Raw genomic sequence first — 24,256 nt, 5'->3', positions numbered from 1 at the left:
CGGCGTGCGACCCGGTACGGGAAGGGTCCGGACCGTCGTGGTCGACGACCACACCGTGATGCGAGCCGGGCTGGTCGCCCTGCTGGCCGCGGAGCCCACCGTCGAGGTCGTCGGCGAGGCCGGCGACGGCCGCGCGGCCGTCGACCTCGTCGCCCGCCTGCGGCCCGAGGTGGCCCTGCTCGACCTGCGGATGCCGGTCCTCGACGGGGCGAGCGCCACCGCCGAGATCACCGCCGCCGGTTCGGCCACCCGCGTGCTGATCCTGACCACCTACGACACCGACGAGGAGATCGAGCGCGCGGTCGAGGCCGGGGCCATCGGCTACCTGCTCAAGGACACCACCCGCGAACGGCTCGTCGACGCCATCCACTCGGCGGCCAGGGGCGAGACCGTGCTGGCCCCGCGGATCGCCGAACGCCTGGTCGCCCGGATGCGCCGCCCCGCCCCCGTCACGCTGACCGCCCGCGAGACCGAGGTGCTGAGCGCCGTCGCCGACGGCCTGTCCAACGTGGAGATCGGCCGCCGCCTCGTCATCACCGAGGCCACCGTGAAGACCCACCTGCTGCGGATCTTCGCCAAACTCGACGTCGGCGACCGCACCCACGCCGTCGTCACCGCCCTCGACCGAGGCCTTCTGGACCGCCGCTAGCGCCCGCCGCCGTCTTGTGGGCGGCGCCCTCGGCGACCGGGGCCGGCTACCGGCCCTGGAGCTCCACCCGCCGCCAGCCCTCGCAGCCGTCCGGCTCGACGGGAACGGCGGCGAAGTCGTAGCGGACGCTCCCGGGCGCGAGGGCCAGCAGCGAGATCGAGGACGAGCCCCAGATCCGGCCGTCCCCGAACTCGCGCCGCTGGATGAGGGCGGCGGGGTCGTCGAGGGCCAGCCCGTCGCCGGTGACGATCGGCAGCCAGCCGCCCCACGCCTCCCCGGCCGTCGAGGTGTCCGCCCGGGGCCGCGGCCGGGGCTCGGCGGCGAAGCGGGCCCGGAAGTGGGCGGCGCGGGCGGCCATCAGGGCGCGGATCCGCTCGGAGGTGGTGCGGCTCTCGGCCAGCCCCTCCGGCCCGTCGTTGAGGACGACGCTCAGGCCGGTCGGCAGCTCCAGTTCGGTGAGCCGGCCGCCGCTGCCGCCCCAGCTCAGCACCCGCGCGCCGTCGGGCCGGACGATCACCAGGTGGAAGGGGTCGTAGCGGTCGAGGTCGAGGTCCGCGACCCGGCCGCCCCGGACGGCCAGCAGCGGCAGCTCGCCGCGCGACAGCCGCCCGCCCTCCGCCGCCGGGGTGCCGAAACCGTTCAGCAGGCACGCGGCCACCGGCCCCGCACCGCCCGGCTCCACCGCGAGCCACGTCCCGCCCGCGACCAGGTCCAGCCCGCCGACGGCCGAGGGCTGCGCGGGCCAGTGCCGGCCGGGCGGCGCCCACCGCCGTCCGGCGTACTCGTCCCGCACCGACAGCAGCAGCACCGGCACCGCGGCCGCCGGCTCGATGCTCACGAACGCCGTACACACGTCCCGTCCCCCTGCCCTCGTCCGCACCACCCTCCCCGCGATCCTCGCACGCCCGTTCGTGAACCGGCAGTGACACGGTCGTCATCACGAGCTACTGGCGCCCGGGTCTGTTGAGCCGTACCGTTCTCGTGATCTCTGTCGCGCAAATCACTTGTTCACAATGTGGCTACCGGTGCCTCTGCGGGGCCCAGAGAGGAGTCAGGCGTGCTACTCGACTTCAGGGTCTCCAATCACCGTTCATTGAAGGACGAGCAGGATCTGGACCTGCGGGCGGTGTACCGCAAGGACGAGAAGTCGGTCAGAGTCGCCGCGATCTACGGCGCCAACGCCTCCGGCAAGTCCAACGTGCTGCACGCTCTGCGGTTCATGCACGACACCGTGACCGACCAGGACACCGCCTGGAGGGCATCCGGCGGCGAGCGCCAGCAGCCGTTCCTGCTCGACTCCGAGTCGAAGCGGCGCCCGTCGAACTACGCGGTCGACATCCTCGTCGACGGCGTCCGCTACTCCTACGGTTTCGGGGTCAGCGGCGACCTCATCGTCGACGAGTGGCTTTTCTCCTACCCGAAGGGGAGAAAGGTCGTGCTGTTCGACAGGAGCGGCGGAAAGTACCGGACGGGACGCACCCTGAATTCGCCGAAGATCCAGTTGTTGCAGGACCTCACACCGGACGACGGCCTCTTCCTTCTCTACGCGGCCCGCGCGAAGATCGAGGCTCCGCAGGCGGTCTACGACTGGTTCCACCAGTCGCTCTGGTTCACCTCGGACGAGCGGACGAACGTGCGCCTGATGCGCAGCCGGACGCTGCGGATGCTCGGTGACCCGGAGAACTCCGAGCGGATCCAACGCCTGATAAAGGCTGCTGATTTCGGGATCTCGCGGATCGAGCGGCGGGTGAACGACGTGGTGTTCGAGCGGGTTCCCGTCGAGGATCTGGCCGAACCCAATTCGGTGCGCATCAAGACCGACCAGGACGTGACCCGGGTGCTCTACACCGGCGACGAACCGCCGGTCATCCCCGCGGAACTCCTGAGCCGGCCGCGAAGCATCCTCTTCGAACACGCCGGCGCGGAAGTGGCGAAACTCCCCTTCGAGGAGGAGTCCCGCGGCACCCGTGCGTGGTTCGAGGCCGCAGGCTACGTCCTCGCAGCACTGGACCACGGCTGGACCCTGGTGGTCGACGAGCTCGACACCAGCCTTCACCCGCTCCTGCTCGCCCAGCTCGTCCGACTGTTCCAGGGGCCCGGGACGAATCCGGAGGGTGCTCAGCTCGTCTTCACCACGCACGACAGCTCGTTGCTCGGCCGCCACGGGGGAGAGGAACTGCTCCGGCGTGACGAGATCTGGTTGGTGGAGAAGAACGAGCTCGGAGAGTCGCTCCTCTTCCCGCTGACGGACTTCAAGCCCCGGGACGGACTCAACTGGGAGCGGCGGTACCTCGGAGGATCGATCGGGGCCGTGCCGTTCGTGCTCTCCGACGAGCTGGCCGAGGCGGCTGTTCCCGCGGGGAAGGGTGCCGATGAGTAGCTTTCGGACGTCGATTCCGGCCAGTCGGAGGGCTCGGGAGAGACGCCGCGTCCAGCAGCGGATCCTGGTGTTGTGCGGTGCGGCGCAGACCGAGAAGCAGTACTTCGAGGGGTTGCGGAACGAGCGCCGCAAGTCGAACATCGTCGTCAAGGTGCGGGTGGAGACCAGTGATCCCCTGAACGTGGTGCGGGCCGCGGTCAAGCACAGGAACGCCGATCGGGACGTCTTCGACGACTACTGGGTGGTCCTGGACAAGGACGAGTTCGACATCGACCAGGCCATCGGGCTCGCGGAGAAGGAGGGAATCCTCGTCGCGCTGTCGACACCGTGCTTCGAGTACTGGCTGTTGCTGCACTTCTGCGACCACAACGCGCACCTCTCCGCCTACCGCCAAGTCGTCCCGCTGCTCAAGAAGCACGTGGGCGACTACGACAAGAAGTCCATCGACTTCAAGGCCTACAGCGGGCGAGTGGAGGACGCCGTCCAGCGGGCCGGCAAGCGCTGGTCCGTCTGCGGGGGCCAACACCGCAACCCGTCGACCAGCGTTCACGAACTTGTGCGGCACATGATCTGATCGGGTGGCGGGCGACGGACCGGCGTCCGGCCCGGTCGAAGTGGCGCAGGATTTTCGCGTGTGAACGGACCGGGACGGTGGGCCGCGGGCTCCCTAGGCTGGCGGGCATGACGATCACGAACGACAGCACCGACGCCTCCGTGCCCGCCCCGGCGCAGCGGATCTCGCTGCCCGACCTCGCTCCCGAGTACTACAAGGCGATGTTCGCCGTGGAGCGCGCCGCCCGGCAGGGTGTGGACCCGGTGCTCGCGGAGCTGGTCAAGGTGCACGCGTCGATGATCAACGGCTGCGCGTTCTGCATCGACATGCACTCCACCGACGCGCTGAAGCACGGCGAGCAGAACCACCGGCTGCTCGCCCTCCCCGCCTGGCGCGAGACCTCGTGGTTCACCGCCAGGGAGCGCGCCGCGCTCGCGCTGACCGAGTCGGTCACGCTGCTCACCCAGGGCCATGTGCCGGACGCCGTCTACGACGAGGCCGCCGCCCACTTCGAGCCGGCCGAGCTGGCGCAGCTGATCGCGCTGATCATCACCATCAACGCCTGGAACCGGATCGGCGTGACCTCCCGGCTCAGCCCGGCCGCGGCGAAGTGAGGGGCGGGGCGATGTCGACGGAGCAGCGGGAGAAGGCCCGCCGTCTGCGTGAACTCCACCGCCCCGGGGCGCCGTTGGTGCTCGCCAACGTCTGGGACGCGGTGGGCGCCCGGCTGGTCGCGGCCGCCGGGGCGCCGGCCGTCGCCACGGCGAGCGCCAGCGTCAGCTGGGCGCTCGGCAGCGCCGACGGGGACGCCGCCGACCGGGAGGCGGTGCTGGCGCAGACCGCACTGGTGGTCCGCGCGGCCGGGCCGCTGCCGGTCACCGCGGACCTGGAGAGCGGGTTCGCCGACACCGCCGCCGGCGTCGGCGGGACGGTCGCCGCGCTGCTCGCCACCGGCGCGGTGGGCGTCAACCTGGAGGACGGCGACCGGCCCGCGGCCGAGACGGCCGAGCGGATCGCGGCGGCCCGGGCGGCGGCGGACGCGGCCGGCGTGCCGCTGTTCGTGAACGGCCGCACCGACGTCTTCCTGCGGCGGATCGGCGCGCCGCAGGGGCGGTTGGAGGAGGCGGTGGAGCGCCTGCGGGCCTATGTCGCGGCGGGCGCGGACGGCGTCTTCGTGCCGGGGGTGGCCGACCCGGCGGTGATCGCCGCGCTGGTCGAGGCCGTCCCCGCGCCGCTGAACGTGCTGGCCGGGCCGGGTTCGCCGTCCGTGCCGGAGCTGGCGGCGCTGGGCGTGGCCCGGGTCAGCCTGGGGCCGGGCCTGGCGAAGGCGGCCTACGCGGCGGTGCGCCGCGCCGCCGAGGAGGTGTACGCGCACGGCACGTACACCGCGCTCGACGGCGGGCTGGACTACCGGGAGGTGCAGGGGCTGTACCTCACGGAGTGAGCGAGTCGACCGTGCCCACGGCGTGGTCGAGCAGGTTCCCGCGGGCGCAGTGACTGGGCCCGGCGGCGTGGCTGCCGAGCGCGGGGACGACCGCCACCTCCTGCAGACAGGTCGCGGCGGCGCTGAAGTCCCAGCCGTTCGCGCCGGACCCGGGCGCCGGCGCGGACTCAGCAGACCCAGCGAACGCGGGCGCCGGCGCGAGGGCCAGCGCCAGCGCGGCCAGCCCGAGCGCGCGGGGCCGCCGCACGCCGGTCACAGACCGTGCCCGATCTGGCCGCTGAGGCCCGGGTGGGTCATCTGGTCGTTGCCGATGGCCTCGATCTCGGTGGCGGCCTTGCCGACCAGTGGCAGGTCTTTCGCCTCGTGGATGACGAGGTCGGCGGGGGAGAGGGTGAGCCCGTTGGACAGGCCGCCCAGCGCGTCCGGGGAGTTCGCGACGGAGGTGGCGGCGGACGCGGCGGGCACGGCGGCGGCGAGACCGGCCAGGGTGAGGGCGGCCAGGGTGGCGAGTTTCTTCATGAACCCCCCAACGACCCGGGCCGCCCTCGGTCACCGCGCGTCAGACGGTCACCCGGAGCGTCCGCACGCTGTTGCTGACGAACGACCCGATCGGCTCAGGCGCGGGTCCGTCCGCGAGCGCCAGCGCGGGGTAGCGCTCGAACAGCAGCCGCAGCGCCGTCTCCGCCTCCAGCCGGGCGAGCCCGGAGCCGAGGCAGAAGTGCGGCCCGTGCCCGAAGGAGAGGTGCCGGTTCGGCTGCCGGGTGACGTCGAAGCGGTCCGCGTCCGGGTAGTGGGCGCCGTCGCGCCCGGCGGCCGCGTACGAGGCGAGCAGCGCCTCGCCGCGCCGGATCACCGCGTCGCCGACCGGGATGTCCTCGGTCGCGTAGCGCAGCGGGAACTGGCCGACCGGCGAGTCGTGGCGCAGCGTCTCCTCGACGACCGCCGACCACGGCACCGTGCCGTCCAGCACCAGCCGCAGCTGCCCGGGGTGGGCGAGCAGGGCGCGGACGGCGTTGGTGATGAGGTTGAGCGTGGTCTCGTGGCCGGCCACCAGCATCAGCAGCAGGGTGCCGACCAGCTCGCTCTCGCTGAGCCGGTCCTCGTCCGCGCGGGCGGCGATGAGGTCGGTGGTGAGGTCGTCGCCGGGCTCGGCCCGCTTGGCGGCGACCACCGAGGCGAGCAGCGCGAACAGCGAGCGCTGCGCGGCGACGGCGGCCTCGGGGGTGGCGGAGCTGGAGACCAGGGTGTCGGAGAGCTCGTGCAGCTCGTCCTGCTGCCGGGGCGGCAGGCCGAGCAACTCGCCTATCACCTGCATCGGCAGTGGGTAGGCGAAGTGCTCGCGCAGGTCGAAGCCCTCCGCGGCGGCCTCCAGCCCGGCGATCCGGTCGAGCAGCGCGGTGGCGCGGGCCTCGATCGCGGGCTGCAGCGCGGCGACCCGGCGCGGCGTGAACGCCTGGGTGACCAGGCCGCGCAGCCGCCGGTGGTCCTCGCCGTCGGCGGTGATCATGCCGGGCACGGTGACGAAGGTGGTCAGCGGCCAGCCCTCGGGCAGCCGCCCCTCCCGGAACGTCGTCCACAGCTGCGGGTCCTTGCCGACGCGCGGGTCGGCGAGCAGCTGCTGCAGGGTGTCGTGGTGGGTTACTGCCCAGACCACCACCCCGCCAGGGAGCTCCACCAGGACCGCCGGGCCGGCTTCCCGGAGCCGGGCGTTCTCCCCGTGCTGGTCGCGTCCGAGGGCGTCGAGCCGGACGGGCCCGGGCCGGCCGGCCCCGGCTCCGACGGCGCCTCCACCGGGCCCGGCGGGTTCGGCGTGACGGTCGTGTCCTGGTCTTCCGGCAGCTGCGGCGGTGTCCATGCGGAGGGCCTCTCGGGCGCGGGCGGGCGGGGCGGGGTGAAGGCGCTGTACAGCACCGGCAGGCTGGCCAGGGCACGCGACCAGGGCGACGGCCGCCAGGCCAGCTCGTGGGCCGGCACGGCCAGCTGGAGGTCCGGCAGCCGGTGCAGCAGCGTCTCGACGGCGGTCTCGACGATGATCCGCGCCGGGTGCTGGGCCGGACAGACGTGCTTGCCCGCGCCCCACGCCAGGTGCGCCCGGTTGCCGCCGAGACCGGCGTGGCCGAGCGCGCCGGGGCCCTGGGCGGCCGGGTCCGCGTTGGCCGCCGCCAGGCCGAGCACCAGCATGTCGCCCCGGCTGATGTACTGGCCGCCGAGCACGGTGTCGCCGGTGGCCCAGCGGCCGGGGAAGTTCTGCGTCGGCGGGTCGCGCCAGAGCACCTCCTCCAGCGCGTCGGCGACGGTCAGCCGGCCGCCGGTGAGGGTGGCCCGGAACCGGCGGTCGGTGAGCAGCAGCCGCAGCGTGTTGCCGGTCCAGCAGATGGTGGTCTCGTTCCCGGCGACCATCATCACCACCAGGTGGTGCACCGCCTCCTCGTCGGTCAGCGCGGCCGGGTGGGCCAGCAGCCAGGAGGTGAGGTCGGCGCTGGGGGTGGCGCGGCGGCGCTGCACCAGGTCGACCAGAACCGCCTGGAACTCCTGGTTGGCGCGCACCGACTCGGCGCCGCTGTCGGCGATGTGGCTGATCAGCCGGATGAGGTGCGGACCGGCGTCGGCGGGCAGGCCGAGCAGCTGGGTGAAGACCAGCAGCGGCAGTCGGCGGGCGTACTGGGCGACCAGGTCGGCGGTGCCGTCCGGGCCCCAGCTGTCGATCAGCGCGTTGGCGGCGGTCTCGGTGGTCCCGCGCAGCTGCCGGTGGTCGATCCGGGCGAGCGTGTCGGCCACGGCGGCGCGCAGCCGCTGGTGCTCGGCGCCGTCCAGGTTGAGCAGCGTGGGGCGCCAGGAGGTCATCGGCTGCAGCCGCGAGTCGGCGGCCAGCCGGCCCTCGGCGGGCACCCGCCAGCGGCGCGAGTCCTTGGAGAACAGCGCCTCGTTGCGGGTGAGTTCGAGCAGCTCGGGGTAGCCGAGGACGAGCCAGGCCTCGACGCCGGGCTCCAGCTCGATCGGCGCCACCGGGCCGTACTGCTCGCGCAGCCGGGCGTACAGGCCGTGCGGGTCGTCGGCGACGGCGGCGCCGTACAGCGGGGTGAGCGGCACCCCGACGGGCAGTCCGCCGGGCAGCGTGCCGCGGTGGGTCGCGGCGCCGCCCGCGTGGGCGGGGCATCCCGGCGGCGGGACGGCGGCCGTGCCGGCGGGCTCGGGAACGGTCATCGCTGCAGCTCCAGGACGGCGGTGCGGTGCAGGTGGTCGACGAAGTCGATCAGCAGGTCGTACGCCGCCCGGCGGTCCCGCGCGTCGCAGTACAGGATCGGCGCCCCGGGCAGCAGGTCCAGCGCGGAGCGCAGCTCCTCCTCCGGGTAGCTCGGCGCGTCCGGGAAGGTGTTGACCGCCACCGCGAACGGGATCCGCTGCTCCTCCAGCCGGCCGAGCACGTCGAAGCTCTCGTCCGGGCGGCGCAGGTCGACCATGGCGATCGCGCCGAGCGCCCCGCGCGACAGGTCGTCCCAGAGCGGCCAGAACCGCTGCTGGCCGGGCGTGCCGAACAGGTACAGCGCGAGCCGCCGGTTGAGCGTGATCCGGCCGAAGTCCAGCGCCACCGTGGTGGTGGTCTTGCCGGGGCGCCCGGTGAGGTCGTCCACGCCGGCGCTCGCGGCCGTCATGGTCTCCTCGGTGCGCAGCGGGGTGATCTCGCTGAGCGAGCCGACCAGCGTGGTCTTGCCGACCCCGAACGGGCCGGTGACCAGGATCTTCACCGCGCCCTGGACGGACGGCGGCAGGTAGTGCGGGTCGGCGGGCGGGACGGACGGCGCGGCGGCCACCGGGCCGGCGAGCGGGTCAGCGGAGTTGGCGGAGGCCAACGAGCACCTCTTCCAGGAGAGTGGTGGGCAGGCGCTCGGCCTGCGGGACGGGCGGGAGCACCTGGACGGCGCCGAGGTCCCAGAGGTCGCCGACCAGCACCTTGACGACGCCGAGCGGCAGCCCCAGGTGGGCCGCCACCTCGGCGATCGACAGCAGGCTGCGGCAGAGGTCGACGATCCGCTGGTGCTCACGGTTGAGCAGCGCGTCCTCGGGCAGCTCGGGCCGGTCCGGTAACGCGCTGACCAGGCTCTCGATCGCCAGCTCGGGGCGGGTGGAGCGGCTGCGGCCGCCGGTGATGACGTAGGGGCGGACCGGGCCGCCGCTCACCGGTGACCCCCCGCCGCGAGGTCGGCGCGCGGCGGGCTGGTGAGGTGGGTGCCGATCCGCTCGACGAGGACCTGCATCTGGTAGGCGACCAGGCCGGCGTCGACGGCCTCGCCGGTCACCACGGCCAGGTGGGCGCCGGCGCCGGCGGCGACGATGAAGAGGTAGCCGCCGCCGTACTCGATGATGATCTGCCGGGTGGCGCTGTGGTGGCCGCCGAAGCCCTGGGCGACGCCGCGGGCCAGCGACTGCAGGCCGGAGCAGGCGGCGGCGAGCCGTTCGGCGTCCTCGCGGACGATGTTCTCGCTGCGCCCGATCTCCAGGCCGTCGTTGGACACCACGACGGCGTGCTGGACCTCGGGGACGTTGATGATGTCGGCGAGCAGCCAGCCGAGGTCAGGGGTGGTGGTCATGGAACTCTCCGGAGCGCTGGGGAAGCTGGGGGGAAGCGGGAAGGGAAGGGTCGTGCGGGGCCGGGGCCGGGGAGTGTCCCGGGGGAGGGAACCCGTCCCGGTCCTGGCCGAACGGGCCGCGGGGGAGGGCCCGGTCCTGCTGCGCCGCCGGGTCCTGCGACGCCGCCTGGTCCTGGTACGGGGTCCGGGGCCGGTACGCCGTCTGGGCCTGGGAGTTGGCCCGGGCGGCCGAGCGGCCGCTGGCGGTACCGGCCTGGAACATCGCCATGAACGCCTGCGCCTGCTGCGCCGAGCGGTACGGCGGGGCCGGCGGCGGGGCGGAGGCGGCGGTGGCCGCGTGCCGGGTGGCGGCGCGGCCGCGCCGGTGGCTCCGGCGGGGCAGCGGCGGCGGGGTGGTGCCGGGCTCCGGCACCTCGCCCGCCGGAGGGCCGCCCGCCGGGGTCGCGGCGGACGGTGCGGCCGGGGGCTGCCCGGCCGGCGGCTGCCCGATCGGCGGGTACCCGGGAGAGGGGTACGCGGGCGGGTAGCCGGGGGCGGACGCGGGGTCGTACGGGGCGGCCGAGCCCTGGCCGGGCCGCACGGGCGCGGCTCCGTACCCGGTGCCGCGGCCCGTCCCGCCCGACGGCGGGGCGCCGCGGCGCTGGCCGCCCCCGAACACCGCGTCGTCCATGCCCAGGCCGGGCACGGTCGGCGGCAGCGGTTCGGTGAGCAGCGCGTTCGGCAGCAGCACCACGACCCGCACCCCGCCGTACGGCGAGGGCGCGGAGCTGAGGGTGACCCGGAACCCGTACTGCTCGGCGAGCCGGCCGACCGCCGCCAGGCCGAGCTGCGGCACCTCGCCGAGCCGGGAGATCTCCACCGTGGAGCCGCCGGCCAGGGCGGCGGAGGCCTTGGCCACGGCCTGCTCGGGCATGCCGACGCCGCCGTCGTCGATCTCGATGACGGCGCCGTTGTGCACGGGCATCAGGGTGACGAACACCTGGGTGCTGGGCGGGGAGTAGCGGGTGGCGTTGTCCAGCAGTTCGGCCACGGCGTGGATCAGCGCCTCCGCGGCCGCGCCGACCACCGCGGTCTCGATCCGGCTGCGGATCATCACCCGCTGGAAGGGCAGGATGCGCGACTGGGCGCCGCGCACGACATCCTCCAGCGAGACCGGCTCCGGCCAGTGGCGGCCGGCCCGGGCGCCGCAGAGCACGGCCAGCGTCTGGGCGAGCCGGGCCTGTTGGGCGGCGGCGTGGTCGGCCTTGAGCAGGCCCTCCAGCAGGGCCGGGTCGTCGTGGGTGCGCTCCATCTCGTCCAGCAGGGCCTGCTGGTCGTGCGCCATCACCAGGATCCGGCGGGCGACGCTGAGGAAGGCCCGCTGGGTGGAGGCGGTGAGCTCCTGCTCGTGCTGGACGGCGGCCAGTTCGGCGTTGCGGCGGGACAGTTCGGCGGCGAGCCGGTCCCGGAGCCCGGCGATCTCGCGCTGCTGTTCGGAGACCCGGCGGCGCTGGGTGGCGGCGACCGCGCGGTAGCGGGCGGCGGCCACGAGGGCGAGGACGGCGAGCACGCCTGTTGCCGTTGCGCACCACTGAGTCATCGTCACGCGGCGAATTCTAGGGTGATGATCCTACGAAGGTGTGACCGGATCTCGCCAAGTGACCGGATCTCGTCTATATCCTGTCAATACCGCGCCAATCCGCACGGCTTCGGACTCGACCGGACGCTCCGTGGACCCCCGATCGGTGTCCCATCAGCCCCACTGGTGCACAGCTGACAACCGGTGCAACAGCAGCAACGCGACGTCGTCCGGCCGCGAACGCCGTTCGGTGACGTTCAGGGTGAGCAGATCGGCCAGTCTCTCCAGGGCCGGGCCGGGCTCCAGCCACACCGGACCGGCGTTGCGGGCCCACAGCTCCAGTCCGCCGAGCATCCGCTGCACCGACTCGTCGTAGTCCTCCTCGCGGTCCTCCACCAGGCCGTCGGTGTAGGCCAGCAGCGTCTCGCCGGGCGTCAGGTGCTCCACCGCCAGCGGGTACGGCCGGTCCGGGGCGACGCCCAGCGGCGGGCCGCCCGGCAGATCCAGCTCCACCGCCCGGGCGTCCTCGGTGACCCGCACCGGGGCCGGATGCCCGGCGCGGGCGGCCCGCAGCGTGCCGTCGGCCGGGTCCAGGGTGAGGTAGAGGCAGGTGGCGAACAGCTCGGTGTCCATCTCGGCGAGCAGCCGGCTGGTCCGGGCCAGCGTGGCGGCGGGATCGTGCCCGTCGGTCGCGTACGCGCGCAGCCCGCTGCGCAGCTGGCCCATCACCGCCGTGGCCTCGGCGTTGTGGCCCTGGACGTCGCCGATCACCAGGCCGATCCGGCCGCCGGGCAGCCGCAGCAGGTCGTACCAGTCGCCGCCGATCTGCATGCCCTCGGTGCTCGGCAGGTAGCGGGCGGCGCTGGCGATCCCGGGCAGCCGGGGCAGCGTGCGCGGCAGCATCGCGCGTTGCAGTTCGGTGGCCCGGTGGTGGTGGGTGTCGTAGAGGCGGGCCCGTTCCAGGGACTGCGCGAGGATGCCCGCGAAGGCGGAGTAGAGGGTGCGGTCCTCGCGGCTGAAGACCCGCTCGGTGGCGAAGGTGATCAGACAGGAGCCGACCTGCCGGCCGGAGGCGACCAGCGGGAGCACCGCCCACGCGGCCGGGGCGAGCGGTCCCCCCGTGCCGGTCGGCGCCGGCCGCCCGGGCCCGCGGTCCCGTCCACGCCCCCGTCCGCGCCGGGCCGGCTCGCTGAACAGCGGGGTCGAACGGGCCAGCGCGCGCTGCATCACGCCCTCCGACAGGTCGGCCAGCCGGGTCAGCTCGGTGCGCCGGGGGCCGCCGTAGACGGTGTGCGCGACGGGCAGCAGCCGGCCCTCGTCGACCAGGTCCAGCACGATGCCGGCCGCCCCGAAGGCGGGCCGGGCGACGTCGGTCACGGCCGTGGTGACGTCCCGGACGGTGACCGCCCGGGACAGCGCCCGGGTGAGCGCCAGCAGCAGCGCCGACCGGGCCCCGGCGGACGCCCCGGCCGCCGCCCCGTCGGCGTTCGCCCCGGCGTTCCTCCCGGCGGCCCCGGTGCGCGCGCGGCGTCCGCCCCAGCGGCCGGCGGGCGGGCGCTCCTCGGGGGAGCGGCCGTGGTCGAGGTCGGCGATCAGCCCGGAGATCCGTACCGGGCGGCGGTGCACGTCCAGCATGACCTCGCCGGTCTCCTCGATCCGGGTCACCCCGCCGCCCCGGTGCGGCACCCGGTAGCGGATCCGGTACGGGCCGCCGGTGGAGAGCGCCTCGGCGAGCGCGGCCTGGACGTCCGGCAGGTCCTCGGGGTGGACGACCAGGTCGAGGTCGGGCGCGGGGGCGGGCCCGCCGTCCGGTGGCGCGGGGCGGCCGACCAGCCGCAGCGCCTGGGCGTCCCAGTGGGTCTCGCCGGTGACCAGGTCGCGCTCGAAGGCGCCGTGCCCGGCGGCGCGGACGGCGAGGGAGAGCAGCGGGTGGGCCGTGCCGGCGGCCGGGTCGCCGTCGGCGCGGGGCCCGGGGCGCACCCCGTGCGGCGCGGCGCCCCCGGTGCGCGGCGCCGTGAGCGCTCCGGCGTGCTCCAGCAGGTAGGCCAGCCGGTGCGCGCAGGCGTCCGCCAGGGTCTCCAGCACGTCCAGGTCGCGCTGCGGGACGGCGCCCCGGTGGGCGAGCGCGAGGGCGAGCACGCCGATCGGCTGCTCGTCGACCACCATCGGCAGGGTGATGACGGCGACCATCCCGGTGCCCATCCCGGCGTTCCGGTTCGGGTAGTCGACGCTGGTGCGTTCGGGGCTCAGCAGATAGGGGCGGCGCAGCTTCAGGGCCATCGCGGCGGGCAGCTCACTGGCCGGGTCGACCACGCTGTAGCGCTCGTGCGCCCAGTCGGGCAGGCCGTGCGAGGCGGAGAGCCGGAGCATTCCGGCGCCGTCCAGCAGATAGAGGGCCGAGCCCTCGCCGGTGATCCAGCCCGGGCCCTCGGCGAGCACGGTGCCGAGCAGTTCGGCGGCGCTGGTGCAGCCGAGCAATAAGCGGACGCAGCGCATGGCACTGCGCGCGGTGGGGCTGCTGCGCGGGTCCACGGGACGGCCGGCCTCTCCGGTTCCTTATGGGGCAGTTAATTCTTAATACCTTATTTCTTAAGCGGGTGAGGCGTGGGGAGAACGGCGGGTCCCGGGGCGCCCGAGTTTCCGGGGACGCCCGGTGTGCGGAGACCCCCGCCGGGTCCGGTACCCTTCTCCGTACGACGTCCGCCGCCAGGCGGGCCGGACGGTACGGGGCTATAGCTCAGACGGTTAGAGCGCTTCCCTGATAAGGAAGAGGCCACAGGTTCAAGTCCTGTTAGCCCCACACCACACCGAAGGGCCCGGAGCATCCCGCTCCGGGCCCTTCGGCGTTCCCCGCTCCCCGCGGTTACCGGGCCTCCCCGGGCCGCCGCTCAGGGGCGCGGCCAGTCGCGCAGGCCGGCGGTCAGCACGGTGATCATGCGGTCCTGGGTCCGCCCGAGGTCCTCGGCGAGCTGGAAGGCGCCGCCGGTCGACAGCGCGGCGAAGCCGTGGGCCAGCGAGCGGAAGGTGCGGGCGGCGTGGATCGCCTCGGACCCCTCCAGTCCGTACCCGCGCAGCACCGCGACGATCACCCCGACCAGCCGGCCGGCCGCCTCGGTCAGGTCCTGGTCCGGCTGCGGCGCCTGCGGCAGGGCCGCGTAGCGGTGCGGGCGCTCGGTGGCGTACGCGTGGTACGCCCGCAGGACGGCGGCGACCGCGGCGTCCCCGCTGCGGCCGAGCGCCGCCTCGGCGAGCCGGTCGGCCAGCTCCTCGGTCACCCGGACGGCCACCAGCCGGCGCAGCTCGGCCAGGCCGCCGCTGACGTGCTTGTACAGCGAGGGGGTGGCGACCCCGGCGCGGGCGGCCACGGCGGCCAGGGTGAGGGCCTCGGGGCCCTGCTCGTCGATGAGGGCGAGGGCGTGGCCGACGACCTGCTCGGGGGTCAGTCCGACTCGGGGCATGCGGTTCTCCTGGCTGGGTGCGGTGCGGTGCGGGACGGGATCGGGCGGGTCGGGACGGCGGGACGGGCGCGGGGCGGGGGCGGCGGCGCTCAGGCCAGGCCGGCGAGGAAGGACAGCAGGGCGTCGGCCGTGGCCCGCGGGTGGTCGGCCATCGGGTAGTGTCCCGCCCCCTCGATCATCACCTTGCGCGCGTTCAGCGCGGCGGCCTGCCGGTCGGCGACCAGCTCCGGCTTCCCGAAGTCGGGATCCTTCGAGCCCATCACGACCAGCGCCGGGCAGCGCACGGCGGCGGTCCAGCCGGTGGGCGCCGAGTCGCCGCGCACGTAGCCGCGGGTGGCGGTCCTGCGGCCGGGGGTGCGCATCGCGGCGACCAGCGCGGCCACGTACTCCTCGTGGTCGGCCGGCTTGGGGCCCGGGTAGGCCATCCTGCGGTGGTAGAGGCCCCAGAACGCGGGCGAGCGCACCAGCAGCGCGCCCATCGCGCCGACCGCCAGGCGCTGCAGGGCGCCCGCCGGCACGTTCTCGACGAAGGCGTCGATCAGGACGATCCCGGCGACCCGCTCGGGGGCGTCCCCGGCGGCCCTGACGACGCTGGCGCCGGTGTAGGAGCTGCCCGCCAGCACGGCCCGCTCGATGCCCAGGTGGTCCAGCAGGGCGAGGACGTCACCGGCGATCGCGGCGGGGGAGTAGTCGTCCCAGAGGATCGAGGACTCGCCGAAGCCGCGCAGGTCCATGGTGATCACCCGGCGGCCGGCGGCGGCCAGCAGCGGGCGCAGGTGCCGGTACGCGGCCCGGCTGTCGAGCATCCCGGGGAGCAGGACGACCGGGGCGCCCTCGCCGCGCCCGGTGTCGTCGAAGGCGATCCGGCCGCCGGGCAGGTCGAGGTGGCGGGTGACGGGAGCGGTGGTGCCGTTCATGGGGAGCCTCCTGGGGCGGGACCGTCGGCGGAGCGCCGATAGCCATAAAGCTAAGGCTAATAGCCTTAGCCGTCAAGCTATCGGCGCGTCCGGCACGACCGGCCCGCCCGCGGGGCGGCTCAGACGCCCTCGACCTTGAACGGGTCGTGCTCGGTCAGCAGCTTGTCCAGCCGCGCCTGGTCGACCCGGGTCACCAGCTCGGTGGTCTCCTGCCGGTCCCGGACCACCTTGGACAGGGTGAACGTGGAGGTGATCGTGTAGAGCAGGCCGAGGGCGAGGAACGCCCGGGTCCAGGGCTCCACCGGGAGGAAGGCGATCCCGATGCCGAGGGCGGCGGCGGAGAGGGTGAAGGACAGCACGGCCTGGATGTAGTACGCGGCCGTGGTGCGGGACTGCATCGGTGTGCTCATGGGCGCCAGGATGGCCGCGCCGCGCCCGCCCGCACATGAGTAGGCGTACTCAAGTGAGGGGCCGTTCGTTGACGTCCCGACACGTTCGGTAGTGTCAGTTGTCATCAAACGTCCCAAATCGCCCACCGGGCAGCGTGGTGCCCGATCCGTATCCCGCCGTCACCAACGGATGGCTTGGAATCGGGGGGCTCTCGGATTAACGTTTGATAACGCAGCGCGGTCCGCAACGCCGTACCCAGACGGCACCGTGCGCCGTCGCCTAATCCCGCCGGCCGGCCTCCGGGCAGGCCAGGGAGCCGGGGAACCACGTTCCTTGGGGTGAATCGGCCGGGTCAGGCCCCGTCCAGGCCCAGCCGTAGGAGACCTTCCTGCTCCGAACCCGTCAGCTAACCCGGTAGGCGCGAAGGAAGGAAAGGAGCGCGCCTCCGTGGCGTCGACGCACACCCCGGCACATCCGTCCGGCTCCTCCACCGGCACCCGGCTGCTCGACCACCCGGGCCCGTACACCGGGCACGGCCCGTTCGGCGGCCCCGCCGACGAGACCGCCCCGCCGGCCGACCCGACCAGCCGGCACCGGATGCCCCGCCAGACCCGCGGCACCGCCCCGCTGCTCGGCGTCACCGCCGTCGCCGCCACACTGGGCGCCACCGGCTTCGCCTCCGCCACCCCGGCCGCCGCGCCGGCGGTCGAGGCGCCCGACGAACAGCCGGTCGCGCTCTCCGCCGACCCCGGCCTCGCCCTCGCCGCCCGCATCCAGCTGCAGGCCGACAGCCAGCGCACCGCGGCCGAGGAGAACGCCCGCGTCCAGGCCGCCCAGGAGGCCGAGGCCAAGCGGGCCGCCCAGATCGCCCAGCAGGAGCAGGCCAGGCGCGCCGCCGAGGAGGCCGAGAAGGCCAAGCTCGCCGCCATCAAGCTGCCGGTGAAGGACTACCGGCTCTCCGCCCACTACGGGCAGAGCGCCCGCTACTGGGCCCACCTGCACACCGGCCTCGACTTCGCCGCCGACCAGGGCGAACCCGTCTACGCGGTCGGCCAGGGCACCATCACCTCGGCCGGCTGGGCCGGCGCCTACGGCTACCGGATCGTCGAGACCCTGCCCGACGGCACCGAGATCTGGTACTGCCACCTCTCCTCGATCATCAAGGGCTCCGGCAAGGTCGTCCCCGGCCAGCAGATCGGCAAGGTCGGCGCCACCGGCAACGTCACCGGCGCCCACCTGCACGTCGAGGTCCGCCCCGGCGGCGGCGCCCCCGTCGACCCGGAGAGCTGGTTCGAGCAGCACGGCGTCACCCCCTGACGCCTCCCGTCGGACACTGTGAGGGCTCCGCCCCGCCGGATCGCGTCCGGCGGGGCGGAGTTCTTCCAAGGGGGGATCAGCAGGTGACGGGCGCGGTGACGGTCGCGGTCGCCCCGTAGCCCCACGTGGTGGTCACGAGGGTGGCCGTCACGGTGGAGCCGCACGGCGCGGTGGCCGCGAGGTAGCCGAACCCGCGCCCGCCGGGCGGGAGTATGCCGGTCCCGCTGTCGGTGCCGAGCGACGCGCCGCCGACGACGCCGAGGGTCAGGCTGTACGAGGCGTCCTGCGCCGTCCAGCCGGGGGTCGGCGTCGTGTAGCCGCCGGCCGTCACGCCGGCGCCGTCGACCGTGACGCAGACGCGGTTCTGGAGGACACCGGCGAAGCCGTTGGCGCAGGTGCTCGTCGCGGCGGCCGCGGTGGTCGCCGTCGTGCCCGTGGTCTGCGCGGTGGCCTGGGCGGCGCCCGCGACACCGAGCGAGGACAGCGCGGTGGCGGCCGCCAGGATGGCGGAGAAACGATTCATCAGAATTCTCTCCTTCGAGAACGGGCAAAGGGAACCGTGGAGCGCATGTGATATGTCACGCTTCACATGGCCAAGCGATTCCACCGCGTGCGATCCATCAATCGCGGCCGGCCCCGAATCCCTTGAGGAGTGCCGGAATCGACCGCCCGGTGGCTCGAATCCACGGTCCCGCCGGACCGGCGCTATTCCGCCCCGTCCTCCTCGAACCCCTCCGCCGGTTCCAGGCCCGCCAGGTAGGCGTCGATCTCCTCCTGGCCCGGCTCCGGCGCCAGCTCCGGGAACTCCTCCACCAGCAGCCGAGGCAGCCCCGGCACCGTCCACGCGCCGGCCAGCTCCAGCGCCACCCGGACCGCGGCCTCCTCGAACGCCGTGAAGTCCCCGGCCAGCTCGTCCGGCATCGGCCGGCCCAGCGCCGTCAGCTCCGCCAGGTTCCGGTAGCTGCGCCGCATCAGCCCCTGCTCCAGCAGCCGGCGCGCGCCGTCGGTGGCCATCCCCACCGCCAGCGGCCGGGTCCCGGCACCCCAGCCCCCGTCGTCCACCGGGTCCAGCACGCCGTCCGCCTCCAGCGCCGTGAAGGCCGCCGACCGCTCCTCCTGCGACCGCTCCCGGAACCCCTCCAGCCAGGCCCGCACCGCCGCCTCGTCGCCGGTGTCCACCCCGGCCGCGCGCAGCAGCAGCGTGTACAGCCGGGGCCAGGTCACCAGGTCCGCCCGGCGCAGCAGCCCGGCCGCCACCTCGCCCTGCCACTCGGCCTCGGCGTGCAGCCGCTCCTGCCGCTTGGCGTTCAGCCGCTTCGCCGCCCGCTGGTGGTCGACCAGCAGCCGCACCGCCGCGCCGTACGCCAGCGGGTCCTGCCCCGGCTCCGGCTGGACGTACAGGTGGAGCTGCTCGTACAGCAGGTGCTCCACCGCGGCGGAGGTCAGTTCGGGCCAGCCGTCGCGCATCCTGCCGCCGCCCAGCTCCAGCAGCGCCAGCACCGCCCGCAGCGGGGCGCCGGCGACCGGCTCGCGGCCCTGCGCCTCCGCCCAGGCGAGCAGTTCGGCGGCCTTGGTGCGCGGGGCGAGCCGCAGGTCTTCGTCTTCCATAACCACGAACCGTAACCGCTGGTCGGCGGTAGGGTCGGGAGCCATGGTCCCCGTCCGACTCACCGGCCCCCGGCTGGCCATCCGCGAGTTCCACCACACCCCCGAGGACGTCGACGCGCTGCACGCGGTGTTCGGCGATCCGCGGGCCACCCGCTACCTCCCCTTCGCCCCGCGCGACCACGAGTCCTGCGCCGACCAGGTCGCCCAGTTCGTGGAGGAGGCGCAGAAGGAGAACCGCGAGGTCTACCGGCTGGCCGTCACCCGGCTCGCCGACGCCGACGACCCGGCCCGCGCCGTCCCGATCGGCAACGCCGCGCTCGGCCTCGTCCCCCACCACGCCGCCCACCTCGGCTACGCCCTGCGCCCCGACGTCTGGGGCCTCGGCTACGCGGGCGAGGTCGTCGCCCTGCTGCGCGACCTCGCCTTCGGCCCGCTCGGCCTGCACCGGCTGGAAGCCCGGGTGGACGTCGACAACGCCGCCTCGGTCCGGGTGCTGACCCGGGCCGGCTTCCGGCTGGAGGGCCGGGTCCGGCACGACTACCGGCGCCACGACGGCTGGCGCGACGCCTACCAGTACGCGCTCCTGGCCGAGGACGTCCCGGCCGGCGGGAGCGCCGTCGCGGGGGGATAACCCCACCCCCGGTTCGCCGGGGAGCAGGATGTCCGGGCGGCGCGCGCCCTGAGAGGCTGGCGGAGTCAGCAGGACAGACCCCACGAGCCCGAACCGCGACCGACCCGAGGGACCGAGATCCGGCCATGAGCACCCACACCATGCAGCGCGACGAGTACGACGAGTACGACGCGTACGACGGCCGCGAGGGCGGCGAGCGCCACGCCGTCGCCCGCCGCATCGAGGAGCCGCCGTACGCCTGGCGGGCCCCGTTCACCGGGTACTTCTACCGCGAGGTCGGCTACGCGCTGACCGGACTGCCGGTGGCGGTCGCCGGCTTCACCGTCGCCGTCGCGCTGTTCTGCCTCGGCCTCGGCACCTTCGTCACCGTGCTCGGCCTGCCGGTGCTGGCGGCGCTGACCTCCGCCGCGCGCGGCTTCGGCGGGCTGGAGCGCGCCCGGGTGCGCGGCATGCTCGCCCTGGACGTGCCCGCCCCGGCGCCGGTGCGCGCGGTGCGGCCGGGCGCCTGGGGCGCGATCACCGCCCGCCTGGCGGACGCGGCCGGCTGGAAGGCCGTGCTGTACCAGGTGGTGATGTTCCCGTGGGCGATCCTCAGCACGGTGCTGTCGCTGGTCTTCCTCTGCGTCGGCTGGACGCTCGCGCTCTACCCCGTCTACCACTGGGTGTTCCCGCGCTACGTGGACTGGCCGGGCTACCGGATCTTCGACTTCACCGGCAGCGACGGCGTGCGGCACGTCTACTACGTCGAGTCGCCGCTGCAGATCGCCGGCGTCTGCCTGGTCGGGCTGCTGTTCGTCTTCCTGACGCCGCAGCTGGTGCGCGGACTGACCAACGTCAACCGGCTCGCCGCCCGCGGTCTGCTCGGCCGCTGACCTCAGGCCCCCTCCCGGTCCCGTCCCCCGTCCCCCGTTCCCGTCCCGCTCTCCGGCCCCCGCCCGCTGTCCCCGGGTGCGGGGCCGCGCGGCCCGTGGTCGGATGGCCGGGATGGCCGACCGCACCGCCCCCGCCCCGGTCCCGCCCCTGGTGACCTCCCGTTCGCTGGACGAGTACTGCGGCCTGTTCGGCCTCACCCGGGCCGGGATCGCCGCCCTGCCGGGCCCGCTGCTCGACTGCCCCGGCGGCGCCGCCGCGCTGGTGGCCGAGGCCCGTCCGCTCGGCTGCCGGGTCGTCGCCGCCGACCCGGTGTACGCCCGGCCGGCCGACGAGATCGCCGCCCGCGCGCTGGCCGCCCGGGCCGCGATGGCCGCGGCGATGGTGGACCGCCCCGACCTCTACCCGGCCCGCCGGTACCGCCGGCCCGAGCACTATCTGCGCGGCTGGGACCGGGCCCACCGGCTCTTCGCGGCCGACCGCGCCGCCCACCCCGGGCAGTACGTCGCCGCCGCGCTGCCCCGGCTCCCCTTCGCGGACGGCGTCTTCGCCCTCACCCTGAGCGGCTACCTGCTCTTCGCCTACCCCGAGCTGTTCGGGCCGCAGCGGCAGCTGGCCGCGCTGGCCGAACTCGTCCGGGTCACCGCCCCGGACGGCGAGGTCCGGATCCACCCGCTGTACGACGGCGAGGGCCGCCGCACCACCCGCCTGGACGCCGTCCGCCGGGCGCTGGGCGAGCGCCGGATCGCCAGCGAGGTCCGGGTGCTGCCGCCCGCCGACCGGGACGGCCGCGCCCAGCGGGTACTCGTCCTGCACCGGGCGGACGCCCCCCGGTAATAGCCGAACCAGCCCTGTGCCCCTATACTCACCGGCCATGAGCGAGATGTTGATCAAGCCGGCCGAGGCCTCGGACGCCGACCGGCTCACCGCCCTGATCCAGGACTGTTCCGCCTACCACGGCCGCTACGCGCCGATGATCGCCGGATACCGGGTGACGCCCGAGTACCTCGCCCGGCACGAGGTCCACCTCGCCGTGCGCGCCGCCGACGACCACCTGCTCGGCTTCTACGCGCTGGTCACCGAGCCCGCCGATCTCGACCTGATGTTCGTCGCCGACGAGGCGCAGGGCCTGGGCGTCGGCCGCCGGCTGATCACCCACCTGCTCGACCGCGCCCGCGCCGTCGGCGTCACCGGCGGCATCAAGGTGGTCTCCCACCCGCCCGCCGAGGCCTTCTACCTGCGGATGGGCGCCGAGCGGGTCGGCACCTTCCCGGCCCGGCCGCCGATCGACTGGGACCGCCCCGAGCTGCGCTTCGCGCTCTGAGGGCGCGTCCTCACACCTCCGCCGCGGGTGCCGGCGCCGGCGCCGGTGCCGGTGCCGGGACCGTTCCGTCCGCCGCCGGCCCGCCCTGCTGCTGCGGCAGGAACACCGGCGCCTCCAGCCCCGAGAGGATCTTCTCCGCCAGCCAGCTCCGGTCCGAGCCGTACGGGATCCCGTCCGGCGCCATCAGCCGCCCCGCCACCGCGTCCCGCAGCCGCCGCGCCTCCTCGGCCGGCAGCCGGGACATCAGCCCGCGCGCCGCCAGCAGCGCGTGGTACTGCTCGAACCCGGAGCGCGGGTGCTCGATCGCCTCCAGCACGCTCGGCAGGTCGGCCAGCGCCGGATCGCCCTGCATCAGGGCCAGTGCCTGGATCCGCCGCCCCTCGGAGCCGTCCGCGAACAGCTCCCGCACCTGGGACGCCGTCAGCGCCGAGCGCCGGGCCGTCGACCGCACCTCGGCCAGTACCCGCTCGGGACCGGTCGCCTTGTCCGCCGGCAGCATCGAACCGGGCAGGTCGTCCGCCTTCCCGGCGCTGGTGCCGACCAGCCCCAGGTGCTGCATCGCCCGCATCCGCAGGTCGTCCGCGCCCACCTTGTCGCCCTTGCGGTCCCGGTCCTGCCCGGCGAGGAAGAGGTCCAGCGCCTGGTCGGCGTCGGAGAGCACCCGCGGCAGCGCCAGCCGGGTCAGCAGCCAGCCGGCCAGGAAGCCGAGCAGCAGGAAGTGCAGGACCAGCGCGGCCGCGAAGGGCGCGGTGCCGGCGCCCCCGCCCAGGGCCGGGGCGAGCGTGCTGCCGAGCCGGCCGAGCCGCTCGCCGAGCGAGCCGAGCTGGGTGAGCCCGACGCCCAGCAGCACTTTGGTGAGCCAGTCCGAGACCTGCTCCAGGTTGGTGTTCGGCGCGTAGGAGCCGTGCGGCTCACCGCCGCCGGCATCCGTCGAGCCGCCGGAGCCGCCGCGCACCCGGGGCACCCCGAACAGGAACCCCAGCGCACCGCCGACCAGCGTCGCCGCGCAGGCCACCACCAGTCCGCCGCCCAGCGCCTGCCAGGGGTGCGGCCGTCCCAGCGAGAACAGCACCAGCCCCAGCAGCCCCGCGCCCAGCAGCATCCCGGTCGCCACCCGCTGCACCGTCCGCACGACCGCCGCTCCGCCGCTCCGCCGTGTCGCCATCGCCCACCACCCCCAGTGCCCGCACCCCACTCCTGCGGAGCGCGCGCCGACTCTAGCGGGGATACCCCCGATGCCGAGGTCGTGATGCCCCGCCGGGGCCGCGGACACACCCGGACGGACCCGGACGGACCGTCAGGACCGTCCGGAACCCCGGCTCCCGGACCTCCGGACCCGCCCCGGGAACGCAGACAGCCCGCGGGCTGCTCCTCGGGCCCGGGCCCGCGAGGGGCCGGGCACCGAGGCACCGGGGATGTACCGGTGAGCCCGCGGGCCGGGTGACTGCTGTGGATTTCGCCTGTGCCGGGGGCCTGCGGCCCCGCCCTGCGCAGGCAGGGGCGGCTCTAGCGAGCAGCCACCTCACGCATCCTGATGGAACTCAACTCAGGATCACCTCCCTTCAGTGTGCAGCCACCATAGGCAGCCCGCAGGGAGGAGGGCAACGCATTTATCGCGGCCGCTTCCGGCCGGATCAGGCGGTGGTCGCCTGGTCCTTGAACATCGAGTAGTCGATGATCTGGTCGGCCGGCGGGGCCTGGATGGTCAGCGGCTTGTTGATCTCGGTGAAGTCCGCCTGGCCGCCGTCCTTGCCGGTCTTCTCGAGCCGCAGCGGGTACGGGGTGCCCTCGGTGGCGACGTGCAGGACGATCTCGTCGCCGCTGCTGTTCTTCGACTTGACGCTGAAGGTCTTCGCGCCGTTGACGGTGCCGGCCGAGCCCTTGGTGAGGTCGGTGGACTTGCCGTCCTCCACGAAGCTCCTGGTGAGCTCCTTGAGGTTGCAGGCGGTGGTGAGCTCCTTCATCTCCGGGTCGTCCTGGACGCCCGCGATGTAGCGGCCCTTGAGGAGCTCGGCGGCCTTGGCGCCGTCCGCGCCGCCGCCGGCGACGTTGGTCAGGAACTCGGCGTCGGGCTTCAGGTAGACCTGCTTGCCGTCGCCCAGCAGCTCGAACTTGCCCGTCCCGGGCATGGTGATGGTGCCCTTGCACTGCCCCTGGGTGTCGACCGCCAGGTCCAGGGTCATCTTCTCGGCGCCGCCGATCGTGCCCACGACCTTGACCGACGTGGCGCCGGCCAGGGCGTCCTTGGCCTGCTTCTGGATCTCCTCGGCGCTGAGCTTGGCGGTGTCCAGCTTCGCGGGGGAGGCCTTGTCGTCGCCGCAGGCGGTCGCTCCGGCCGCGAGCAGCAGACAGATCGCGGCGGTGCTGGCAAGGCGCTTCGACAACATGAGTGCTTCCTAACCCGGCGCGACAGTGCGCGTCCGAACGGCTGACTTTCCCGCTCAGTATGATCGAAGGACCATTTGACTGATCTTGACCCGCCGTGCCGTTACAGGTTCGTGGCAGGACTGTGCCGAGCCCGAGGTCACCGGGCATGACGAAGGCCCGGAGGACGAATCCTCCGGGCCT

Annotated in this window: 27 protein-coding genes, 1 tRNA gene and 1 riboswitch; of the genes, 11 read left to right on the top strand and 17 right to left on the bottom strand. The window is 74.5% G+C overall.

Features of this window, described 5'->3' with window-relative positions:
• Positions 1-37 precede the first annotated feature (37 nt).
• On the top strand, positions 38-649 hold the full coding sequence (locus ABT093_RS04115) for a response regulator (protein ID WP_350560145.1): 612 nt from the start codon (positions 38-40) through the stop codon (positions 647-649).
• Between the two features lie 46 nt (positions 650-695).
• Here the strand turns inward: ABT093_RS04115 and ABT093_RS04110 are convergent, their stop codons facing one another.
• Entirely contained in the window at positions 696-1,487 is a 792-nt protein-coding gene (locus tag ABT093_RS04110) for an NRDE family protein (protein WP_350560143.1), read from the bottom strand.
• A 219-nt stretch (positions 1,488-1,706) separates the two neighbouring features.
• On the opposite strand from ABT093_RS04110, the gene ABT093_RS04105 reads away from it, so the two are divergent.
• The 4 genes from ABT093_RS04105 (at position 1,707) to ABT093_RS04090 (ending at position 5,026) form a co-directional block, all read left to right on the top strand.
• Positions 1,707-3,029, top strand: a complete 1,323-nt coding sequence (locus ABT093_RS04105) for an AAA family ATPase (RefSeq protein WP_350560141.1) — start codon at positions 1,707-1,709, stop codon at positions 3,027-3,029.
• Positions 3,022-3,603 (top strand): RloB family protein, encoded by a 582-nt coding sequence (locus tag ABT093_RS04100; RefSeq protein ID WP_350560139.1) that lies wholly within the window; start codon positions 3,022-3,024, stop codon positions 3,601-3,603. The genes ABT093_RS04105 and ABT093_RS04100 overlap by 8 nt, the downstream gene beginning before the upstream one ends.
• Positions 3,604-3,710: 107 nt before the next feature.
• Positions 3,711-4,196: a carboxymuconolactone decarboxylase family protein gene (locus tag ABT093_RS04095; protein WP_350560137.1), complete on the top strand. Its 486-nt coding sequence runs from the start codon at positions 3,711-3,713 to the stop codon at positions 4,194-4,196.
• 11 nt (positions 4,197-4,207) lie between these two features.
• A complete protein-coding gene (locus ABT093_RS04090) occupies positions 4,208-5,026 on the top strand; it encodes an isocitrate lyase/PEP mutase family protein (protein ID WP_350560135.1) in 819 nt (272 codons plus the stop codon).
• Here ABT093_RS04090 and ABT093_RS04085 read toward each other — a convergent pair.
• The 9 genes from ABT093_RS04085 to ABT093_RS04045 all read right to left on the bottom strand — a co-directional run bounded on the left by ABT093_RS04085 (position 5,016) and on the right by ABT093_RS04045 (position 13,705).
• Positions 5,016-5,273 carry a hypothetical protein gene (locus tag ABT093_RS04085; RefSeq protein WP_350560133.1) on the bottom strand — a complete coding sequence of 86 codons (258 nt, stop codon included), beginning with the start codon at positions 5,271-5,273 and terminating at the stop codon, positions 5,016-5,018. The two genes, ABT093_RS04090 and ABT093_RS04085, sit on opposite strands and share 11 nt — an antisense overlap.
• A 5-nt stretch (positions 5,274-5,278) precedes the next feature.
• Positions 5,279-5,545, bottom strand: coding sequence for a hypothetical protein (locus ABT093_RS04080; RefSeq protein WP_350560131.1), 267 nt, complete (start codon positions 5,543-5,545; stop codon positions 5,279-5,281).
• A gap of 40 nt (positions 5,546-5,585) precedes the next feature.
• Complete coding sequence (locus ABT093_RS04075) at positions 5,586-6,680, bottom strand: cytochrome P450 family protein (protein ID WP_350560129.1); 1,095 nt, start codon at positions 6,678-6,680, stop codon at positions 5,586-5,588.
• A complete protein-coding gene (locus tag ABT093_RS04070; protein ID WP_350560127.1) occupies positions 6,665-8,230 on the bottom strand; it encodes a cytochrome P450 in 1,566 nt (521 codons plus the stop codon). The genes ABT093_RS04075 and ABT093_RS04070 overlap by 16 nt, the downstream gene beginning before the upstream one ends.
• The gene (locus ABT093_RS04065) at positions 8,227-8,838 is read right to left on the bottom strand and encodes a GTP-binding protein (RefSeq protein ID WP_502884129.1); all 612 of its coding nucleotides are present in this window, start codon (positions 8,836-8,838) and stop codon (positions 8,227-8,229) included. The genes ABT093_RS04070 and ABT093_RS04065 overlap by 4 nt, the downstream gene beginning before the upstream one ends.
• Before the next feature lie 16 nt (positions 8,839-8,854).
• Positions 8,855-9,205, bottom strand: coding sequence for a DUF742 domain-containing protein (locus ABT093_RS04060; protein ID WP_350560125.1), 351 nt, complete (start codon positions 9,203-9,205; stop codon positions 8,855-8,857).
• Positions 9,202-9,615 carry a roadblock/LC7 domain-containing protein gene (locus ABT093_RS04055; RefSeq protein WP_350560123.1) on the bottom strand — a complete coding sequence of 138 codons (414 nt, stop codon included), beginning with the start codon at positions 9,613-9,615 and terminating at the stop codon, positions 9,202-9,204. Before ABT093_RS04055 ends, ABT093_RS04060 begins: the two co-directional genes overlap by 4 nt.
• Positions 9,599-11,194, bottom strand: coding sequence for an ATP-binding protein (locus ABT093_RS04050; RefSeq protein ID WP_350560604.1), 1,596 nt, complete (start codon positions 11,192-11,194; stop codon positions 9,599-9,601). Before ABT093_RS04050 ends, ABT093_RS04055 begins: the two co-directional genes overlap by 17 nt.
• Positions 11,195-11,347: 153 nt before the next feature.
• Entirely contained in the window at positions 11,348-13,705 is a 2,358-nt protein-coding gene (locus tag ABT093_RS04045; RefSeq protein ID WP_350560121.1) for a SpoIIE family protein phosphatase, read from the bottom strand.
• Between the two features lie 194 nt (positions 13,706-13,899).
• Between ABT093_RS04045 and ABT093_RS04040 the strand changes: the two genes are divergently transcribed.
• Positions 13,900-13,973, top strand: a tRNA-Ile gene (locus ABT093_RS04040).
• An 88-nt stretch (positions 13,974-14,061) separates the two neighbouring features.
• On the opposite strand, the gene ABT093_RS04035 is transcribed toward ABT093_RS04040, so the two are convergent.
• The 3 genes from ABT093_RS04035 to ABT093_RS04025 all read right to left on the bottom strand — a co-directional run bounded on the left by ABT093_RS04035 (position 14,062) and on the right by ABT093_RS04025 (position 15,958).
• On the bottom strand, positions 14,062-14,631 hold the full coding sequence (locus tag ABT093_RS04035) for a TetR/AcrR family transcriptional regulator (protein ID WP_350560119.1): 570 nt from the start codon (positions 14,629-14,631) through the stop codon (positions 14,062-14,064).
• An 89-nt stretch (positions 14,632-14,720) separates the two neighbouring features.
• Positions 14,721-15,548: an alpha/beta fold hydrolase gene (locus ABT093_RS04030; RefSeq protein ID WP_350560117.1), complete on the bottom strand. Its 828-nt coding sequence runs from the start codon at positions 15,546-15,548 to the stop codon at positions 14,721-14,723.
• Between the two features lie 119 nt (positions 15,549-15,667).
• Complete coding sequence (locus tag ABT093_RS04025; RefSeq protein WP_350560115.1) at positions 15,668-15,958, bottom strand: YiaA/YiaB family inner membrane protein; 291 nt, start codon at positions 15,956-15,958, stop codon at positions 15,668-15,670.
• Between the two features lie 246 nt (positions 15,959-16,204).
• Positions 16,205-16,373: riboswitch (cyclic di-AMP (ydaO/yuaA leader) on the top strand.
• Positions 16,374-16,385: 12 nt separating this feature from the next.
• Between ABT093_RS04025 and ABT093_RS04020 the strand changes: the two genes are divergently transcribed.
• Positions 16,386-17,255 carry a M23 family metallopeptidase gene (locus ABT093_RS04020; RefSeq protein ID WP_350560113.1) on the top strand — a complete coding sequence of 290 codons (870 nt, stop codon included), beginning with the start codon at positions 16,386-16,388 and terminating at the stop codon, positions 17,253-17,255.
• A 76-nt stretch (positions 17,256-17,331) separates the two neighbouring features.
• Here the strand turns inward: ABT093_RS04020 and ABT093_RS04015 are convergent, their stop codons facing one another.
• Both ABT093_RS04015 and ABT093_RS04010 read right to left on the bottom strand, forming a co-directional pair.
• Positions 17,332-17,778, bottom strand: a complete 447-nt coding sequence (locus tag ABT093_RS04015; protein ID WP_350560111.1) for a hypothetical protein — start codon at positions 17,776-17,778, stop codon at positions 17,332-17,334.
• A 182-nt stretch (positions 17,779-17,960) separates the two neighbouring features.
• Entirely contained in the window at positions 17,961-18,863 is a 903-nt protein-coding gene (locus ABT093_RS04010) for a hypothetical protein (protein ID WP_350560109.1), read from the bottom strand.
• A 43-nt stretch (positions 18,864-18,906) separates the two neighbouring features.
• Here ABT093_RS04010 and ABT093_RS04005 point away from each other — a divergent pair, with 43 nt between their 5' ends.
• The 4 genes from ABT093_RS04005 to ABT093_RS03990 all read left to right on the top strand — a co-directional run bounded on the left by ABT093_RS04005 (position 18,907) and on the right by ABT093_RS03990 (position 21,688).
• A complete protein-coding gene (locus tag ABT093_RS04005) occupies positions 18,907-19,494 on the top strand; it encodes a GNAT family N-acetyltransferase (protein ID WP_350560107.1) in 588 nt (195 codons plus the stop codon).
• Between the two features lie 125 nt (positions 19,495-19,619).
• Positions 19,620-20,366: a sensor domain-containing protein gene (locus tag ABT093_RS04000; RefSeq protein WP_350560105.1), complete on the top strand. Its 747-nt coding sequence runs from the start codon at positions 19,620-19,622 to the stop codon at positions 20,364-20,366.
• Between the two features lie 112 nt (positions 20,367-20,478).
• Positions 20,479-21,201 carry a class I SAM-dependent methyltransferase gene (locus tag ABT093_RS03995; RefSeq protein ID WP_350560103.1) on the top strand — a complete coding sequence of 241 codons (723 nt, stop codon included), beginning with the start codon at positions 20,479-20,481 and terminating at the stop codon, positions 21,199-21,201.
• A gap of 37 nt (positions 21,202-21,238) precedes the next feature.
• A complete protein-coding gene (locus tag ABT093_RS03990) occupies positions 21,239-21,688 on the top strand; it encodes a GNAT family N-acetyltransferase (RefSeq protein ID WP_350560101.1) in 450 nt (149 codons plus the stop codon).
• 10 nt (positions 21,689-21,698) lie between these two features.
• Here the strand turns inward: ABT093_RS03990 and ABT093_RS03985 are convergent, their stop codons facing one another.
• Complete coding sequence (locus ABT093_RS03985; RefSeq protein ID WP_350560099.1) at positions 21,699-22,820, bottom strand: hypothetical protein; 1,122 nt, start codon at positions 22,818-22,820, stop codon at positions 21,699-21,701.
• Between the two features lie 502 nt (positions 22,821-23,322).
• A complete protein-coding gene (locus ABT093_RS03980) occupies positions 23,323-24,075 on the bottom strand; it encodes a hypothetical protein (RefSeq protein WP_350560097.1) in 753 nt (250 codons plus the stop codon).
• Between the last annotated feature and the right edge of the window lie 181 nt (positions 24,076-24,256).

The sequence above is a fragment of the Kitasatospora sp. NPDC002551 genome (assembly GCF_040296005.1).
GTDB lineage: Bacteria > Actinomycetota > Actinomycetes > Streptomycetales > Streptomycetaceae > Kitasatospora.
Note: the sequence above shows the minus strand (reverse complement) of the source record. Positions and strands in the feature narration are given on the sequence as shown.

Bases quoted from the DNA above. Each gene is read 5' to 3' on its own strand.
- ABT093_RS04005 (WP_350560107.1), top strand. From the start codon at position 18,907: ATGGTCCCCGTCCGACTCACCGGCCCCCGGCTGGCCATCCGCGAGTTC.
- ABT093_RS04050 (WP_350560604.1), bottom strand. From the start codon at position 11,194: ATGACTCAGTGGTGCGCAACGGCAACAGGCGTGCTCGCCGTCCTCGCC.
- ABT093_RS04070 (WP_350560127.1), bottom strand. From the start codon at position 8,230: ATGACCGTTCCCGAGCCCGCCGGCACGGCCGCCGTCCCGCCGCCGGGA.
- ABT093_RS03995 (WP_350560103.1), top strand. From the start codon at position 20,479: ATGGCCGACCGCACCGCCCCCGCCCCGGTCCCGCCCCTGGTGACCTCC.
- ABT093_RS04035 (WP_350560119.1), bottom strand. From the start codon at position 14,631: ATGCCCCGAGTCGGACTGACCCCCGAGCAGGTCGTCGGCCACGCCCTC.
- ABT093_RS03990 (WP_350560101.1), top strand. From the start codon at position 21,239: ATGAGCGAGATGTTGATCAAGCCGGCCGAGGCCTCGGACGCCGACCGG.
- ABT093_RS04090 (WP_350560135.1), top strand. From the start codon at position 4,208: ATGTCGACGGAGCAGCGGGAGAAGGCCCGCCGTCTGCGTGAACTCCAC.
- ABT093_RS04010 (WP_350560109.1), bottom strand. From the start codon at position 18,863: ATGGAAGACGAAGACCTGCGGCTCGCCCCGCGCACCAAGGCCGCCGAA.
- ABT093_RS04025 (WP_350560115.1), bottom strand. From the start codon at position 15,958: ATGAGCACACCGATGCAGTCCCGCACCACGGCCGCGTACTACATCCAG.
- ABT093_RS04055 (WP_350560123.1), bottom strand. From the start codon at position 9,615: ATGACCACCACCCCTGACCTCGGCTGGCTGCTCGCCGACATCATCAAC.
- ABT093_RS04000 (WP_350560105.1), top strand. From the start codon at position 19,620: ATGAGCACCCACACCATGCAGCGCGACGAGTACGACGAGTACGACGCG.
- ABT093_RS04030 (WP_350560117.1), bottom strand. From the start codon at position 15,548: ATGAACGGCACCACCGCTCCCGTCACCCGCCACCTCGACCTGCCCGGC.
- ABT093_RS03980 (WP_350560097.1), bottom strand. From the start codon at position 24,075: ATGTTGTCGAAGCGCCTTGCCAGCACCGCCGCGATCTGTCTGCTGCTC.
- ABT093_RS04015 (WP_350560111.1), bottom strand. From the start codon at position 17,778: ATGAATCGTTTCTCCGCCATCCTGGCGGCCGCCACCGCGCTGTCCTCG.
- ABT093_RS04095 (WP_350560137.1), top strand. From the start codon at position 3,711: ATGACGATCACGAACGACAGCACCGACGCCTCCGTGCCCGCCCCGGCG.
- ABT093_RS04080 (WP_350560131.1), bottom strand. From the start codon at position 5,545: ATGAAGAAACTCGCCACCCTGGCCGCCCTCACCCTGGCCGGTCTCGCC.
- ABT093_RS04100 (WP_350560139.1), top strand. From the start codon at position 3,022: ATGAGTAGCTTTCGGACGTCGATTCCGGCCAGTCGGAGGGCTCGGGAG.